The organism is Sphingomonas bacterium, from assembly GCF_903643065.1.
In the GTDB taxonomy this organism is placed as follows: Bacteria; Pseudomonadota; Alphaproteobacteria; order Sphingomonadales; family Sphingomonadaceae; genus Sphingomonas.
The window spans coordinates 1-2,938 of record NZ_CAHJWX010000395.1 but is presented as its reverse complement, the minus strand read 5'-3'; the positions used below and the strand labels follow the sequence as shown (position 1 = coordinate 2,938).

General features: G+C 70.3%; 3 protein-coding genes. 2 read left to right on the top strand and 1 reads right to left on the bottom strand.

Going from position 1 to position 2,938, the window contains the following annotated elements; translation table 11 throughout:
- Positions 1-594: bifunctional DNA-formamidopyrimidine glycosylase/DNA-(apurinic or apyrimidinic site) lyase (mutM, locus tag HUU95_RS12735; protein ID WP_174280441.1), on the bottom strand; the 594-nt coding region annotated here is incomplete at its 3' end.
- Between the two features lie 168 nt (positions 595-762).
- Between mutM and HUU95_RS12730 the strand changes: the two genes are divergently transcribed.
- Together HUU95_RS12730 and ubiB are read left to right on the top strand one after the other, a co-directional pair.
- Positions 763-1,494 (top strand): class I SAM-dependent methyltransferase, encoded by a 732-nt coding sequence (locus tag HUU95_RS12730; protein WP_254602790.1) that lies wholly within the window; start codon positions 763-765, stop codon positions 1,492-1,494.
- A gap of 16 nt (positions 1,495-1,510) precedes the next feature.
- The coding region (ubiB, locus tag HUU95_RS12725) for a 2-polyprenylphenol 6-hydroxylase (RefSeq protein ID WP_174280439.1) at positions 1,511-2,938 on the top strand (1,428 nt) is incomplete at its 3' end.

Here is a 2,938-nt window from a genome sequence, read left to right as displayed (position 1 = left end):
CGCCAGCCGCGCGAGCGCGATCTGCCCGGCCGCGCGCGCCGGCGCGATGCGGGCGCGATGCAGCGCCTCGCACACATAGATGTTGCCCAGCCCCGCCACGATCCGCTGGTCGAGCAGCATCGCCTTGATCGGCGCGGTCCGGCCGTCGAGCGCCCGGTGCAGGTAATCGCCCGTCAGCTCGTCGCCCAGCGGCTCCGGCCCCATGACGGCGAACGGCGGGTAGAGGCCCAGCGCGTCGGTGCGCAGGAGGTCGAGAAAGCCGAACCGGCGCGGATCGTTGAGCGCGAGCCGGCGACCGGCGCCGGTCTCGATCAGCAGATGGTCGTGCGCCTCCGTCTCGCCCGGATCGACCCGCCAGCGCCCCGACATGCCGAGGTGGAATATCAGCGTGTCGCCGCGATCGGTCTCGATCAGTCCGTATTTCGCCCGCCGGGCCAGCCCGGTGACGGTGGCGCCGGTCAGCCGCTGGCGCAGGTCCGGCGGGATTGCCTTGCGCAGGTCGGCGCGGCGCGGCTCGACGCCGGCGAGGCGCTGGCCGATCAGCACGGGGGTCAGCCCGCGCACGGTGGTCTCCACTTCAGGCAGTTCGGGCACGCGGACCAGATAATGCACCCGCTCGCCTTTGCTACTACACCGCCGCCCGCTACAGCCCGCTCACGCCTCCCGTTCGTGTCGAGCGAAGTCGAGACACCGCCCGGCGCGGTCGCGGATGGAAGGCGCGGACTTGCTCCCTCGACTTCGCTCGGGATGAACGGATGTGATGTGAGCGACACCGTCTCCTTCGGTTATGAAAACGTCCCCCCGGCAGAGAAGACCGCGCGCGTCGGCGGCGTCTTCTCGGGCGTGGCCAAGAGCTACGACGTGATGAACGACGCCATGTCGGGGGGCATGCACCGGCTGTGGAAGGACCGGTTCGTGCGCCGCGTCGCGCCCAGGCCCGGCGAGCGGGTGCTCGACATGGCGGGCGGCACCGGCGACATCGCCTTTCGCCTCGCCGCGAGGGGCGCGGCGGTGACGGTGGCGGACATCAACCCGGCGATGCTGGGCGTCGGCATGGAGCGCGCGCGCAAGCGCCGGATCGACGGGCTGATCTGGACCGAGCAGAATGCGGAGACGCTGAGCTTCGGCGACCGGGCGTTCGATGCGTACACGATCGCGTTCGGCATCCGCAACGTGACCGATATTCCGGCCGCGCTGCGCGAGGCGCATCGCGTGCTGGTGCGTGGCGGGCGCTTCTTCTGCTTGGAGTTCTCGACCGTCGAATGGCCCGGGTTCAAGGAAGTGTACGACGCCTATTCGCATCGCGTGGTACCCCGTCTAGGCCAGCTGATCGCCCGGGATCGGGACAGCTACCGCTATTTGGTGGAGTCGATCCGCCGCTTTCCACCGATGCCCGCATTCGCCGGCATGATCCGCGATGCCGGGTTCGCGCGGACGCGGGTAGAGCCGATTATGGGCGGGCTGGTCGCAATCCATTCGGGGTGGAAGGTTTGAGGGAGATGATCTCCCGGTGACCTCGTCCGTCACCCATGTCTTTCGCCTGCTGCGCTGGGGCCGTATCCTCGCGCGGCACGGCGCCTTGCGCGGGATCGAGCGCGATCCGCATGCCCCCGCCGCGGTGCGCCGGCTGGTCCGCCTCGCCCGGGTCGGCGCATGGGTGCCGAAACGTCCGCGCTATGCCGACGCCTTCCGCGCGGTGGGGCCCGCGGCGATCAAGCTGGGCCAGACGCTGGCGACCCGCCCCGACCTGGTCGGCGAGGAAGCGGCGCGCGACCTGCTCCAGTTGCAGGACCAGCTCCCCGCCCTGCCCTTCGCCGTCATCGAGCAGGCGATCGAGACCGGGCTCGGCCGACCGATCGCCGCGCTGTTCCGCTCGATCGACCCCGAGCCGAGCGGCGCCGCGTCGATCGCGCAGGTGCATCGCGCGGTCACCACGGAGGGCCATGTCGTCGCGGTCAAGGTACTGCGCCCGGGTGTGGAGAACGACTTCAAGCGCGCGATCGCCACCTATCAATGGGCCGCCGCGCGGCTGGAGGCGATGGGGGGCGAGGCGGCGCGGCTGCGGCCCCGGCTCACCGTCGAGAACTTCCGCCGTTGGACGCTGCGCGAGCTCAACTTCACGCGCGAGGCGGCGTCGGCGTCTGAACTGGCCGAGATGATGGCGGCCGAGCCCGACTATCTCGTCCCGGCGATCGACTGGCGCCGGTCGAGCGCCACCGTGCTCACCACCGACTGGATCGACGGCATCAAGCTGTCGGATCGCGTTGCGATCGTCGCCGCCGGCCACGACACGGGCAAGCTCGCGCGCACGCTGATCAACGCCTTCCTGCGCCAGGCGATCGCGGAAGGCTTCTTCCATGCGGACATGCACCAGGGAAACCTGTTCGCGGTGCCGGGCGACCGGATCGCGGCGATCGACTTCGGTATCATGGGCCGGATCGACCGGCGCGCGCGGATCTGGCTGGCGGAGATCCTGTACGGCCTGATCACCGGCAATTACCGCCGCGTCGCGGAGATCCACTTCGAGGCGGGCTATGTGCCCGCGCATCACAGCGTCGCCGAGTTCGCCACGGCGCTGCGCGCGGTGGGCGAGCCGATGCGCGGGCTGCCGGTCAAGGAGATGTCGATCGGTATGATGCTGGACGGGCTGTTCGGCATCACCCGCGACTTCGACATGGTGACGCAGCCACACCTGCTGCTGCTCCAGAAGACGATGGTGATGGTGGAGGGCGTCGCCACCGGGCTCGATCCAGAGATCAACCTGTGGGAGGTCGGCGCGCCGTTCATCCGCGAATGGATCCGCTCGGAACTAGGGCCGGAGGCTAAGCTCGCCGACCGGCTGATCGCGGACGTGCGCACGCTGGCCCGGCTGCCCGACCTCGTCCGACGCATCGAGGCGCATTATCCGGCGCCCGGCGGCGAGCCGCCCGCGCCACCG